At 66.5% G+C, this 1,778-nt stretch carries 2 protein-coding genes and 1 pseudogene; all 3 read left to right on the forward strand.

The genetic code is table 11. The annotated features are described in order from the left end of the window. Nucleotides 1-852: pseudogene (locus VGH68_RS05900) on the forward strand (hypothetical protein); the annotation flags it as partial. 253 nt (nucleotides 853-1,105) lie between these two features. After that, nucleotides 1,106-1,597 carry a DUF433 domain-containing protein gene (locus VGH68_RS05905; RefSeq protein WP_331602597.1) on the forward strand — a complete coding sequence of 164 codons (492 nt, stop codon included), beginning with the start codon at nucleotides 1,106-1,108 and terminating at the stop codon, nucleotides 1,595-1,597. A 5-nt stretch (nucleotides 1,598-1,602) separates the two neighbouring features. Further along, nucleotides 1,603-1,778 (forward strand): DUF5615 family PIN-like protein (locus VGH68_RS30060; RefSeq protein ID WP_414696903.1); only part of this gene is annotated, 176 nt, incomplete at its 3' end.

Genomic DNA, 1,778 nt, shown 5'->3' on the forward strand with positions numbered 1-1,778 from the left:
CTCGCGCAGACGTATCGGCAGCTCCACGAGTGGCAGCACGCGTATTTCCACTATCGGCAGTATCTGATCGCAAAGCCGAACGCGCTCAACCGCGTTGAGGTGGAAGACTTCATCGAGCAGATGAAGAACCACATGGACGAGGAGGACCGGGCCGCGCGGGCCGACTTCAACCACAGGGCCGATGGGACCGCGAGCCAATCCCTCGGCGGGGTCGCGCAATCTCCGCCTGCCGTTGCGCAAACTCCAGCGGCTCCGCCCGCGCAAACACCGCCCGCCTCGGTCGCACCAGCATCGTCGGCAACGCCACGCGACCAAGTGCCATCCGATGCGCGCGTCGCGTCAGACGCGGCGTCACGTTCAAGTCCGGCTTCGCCGACCGAGTCTGCCCCGGGCCCGACGAGCGAAATCGCTTCGACCCCTGCGGCGCCGACCGCGCAGTCTTCCGGTGCTGCCGTCGCAACCGACCCGGGCTCGGCCGTCGCAAGCCAATCTCCGCCCGTCGTTCGCGCGCCTCAGCCGGTCCCCGCCGCCGCCGCGCCCTCGCAGAAGCCGGAGTTCGTCGATTCGTCGCCGGGACCTCTGGTCATTGAGAAGCACACCAGCGCCTGGCGCTACACCGGCTACGCCATGATCGGCGTCGGCCTCGTCGCGGGCGGCGTCGCTTTTGCCATGCACGGCTCGGCGCAGTCGGCGGCCGACCAATTCAACGGCAAGTACCAGGCGGGCGCGCTGACCGCGGCGGACACCAAGCTGCGTGACGACTCGGAATCCAAAGGCAAGCTCGCGACCGAATCATTGATCGCCGGCATCGCCCTCGTCGCCACCGGAGGCGCGTTGACGATCGCGTTCTGACTTGCTTCGCTGCAGGCAACGTCGCGGAGATGCCATAGCGCGCGCTTGTGCTAAAACTCCGCGTCGTGGAGACGCCACTTCACATCGCTCGGGCGCAGCCGCCTGAAGAGTTGCCCGCGTACACCGCGGTGCGTGCAGCACAGATCGTGCGCCTGTCGCCTTCGACTCTGCGACTCTGGGCGCGTGGCGACGGGAACCATGCCGCACTCTTCGTGCCCGCCGATGCTCACCGCTGACGCTATCGTTTTCGAACTTGGTCGAATCCTTCGTCTTCGCCTCGATGCGTCGTGTGCACGGAATCACGATGCAGCGCGTCCCTAAGGCGCTCAAGTTCGTCGGCAGGGAGCTCGGCATGCGACGGCCGCTCGTTCATGCGCAGTTTCGTACCGACGGCGTGCGCCTCTTCGTCGAGCGTGCCGACGAGTTGCTCGACGCGACGAGCCCGGGTCAGACGCTTCTTCGCGAGGTACTCGATGCCAGCCTCGAGCGCATCGGGTGGGGTCACGAAATCGCCGAACGAACTGTACCCGTGGGTGCGCGCAGATCTGACCGGACCAAGAGCATCGTGATCGACCCGCGGCGCGGCTTCGGTCAGCCCAGCATCGCGGGTACGGGCGTTCAGGCGAAGATCGTCGCTGAGCGCTACCGCGCGGGCGAGTCCATCCTGGAGCTCGCCAAAGACTACCACCTCGACCTCGTCCAGATCGAAGATGCGATCCGGTGCGAGACGAGTGAAGCAGCCTGAGCCGGTTGACTTGGTTCGTCGACCGATCGCTCGGTCGGAAAATCGTCACCGACCTGCGCGCTGCTGGCTTCACGGTCGAGGAGCACGGCGCCCACTTCGCAGATGACGCGCCCGATGCGGAGTGGTTAGCCGAAGCGGGACGCCGCGGCTGGATCGTCCTCACCAAGGACAAGGCAGTGCG

Origin of the sequence: Paraburkholderia sp., from assembly GCF_036488505.1 — a bacterium.
GTDB lineage: Bacteria > Pseudomonadota > Gammaproteobacteria > Burkholderiales > Burkholderiaceae > Paraburkholderia.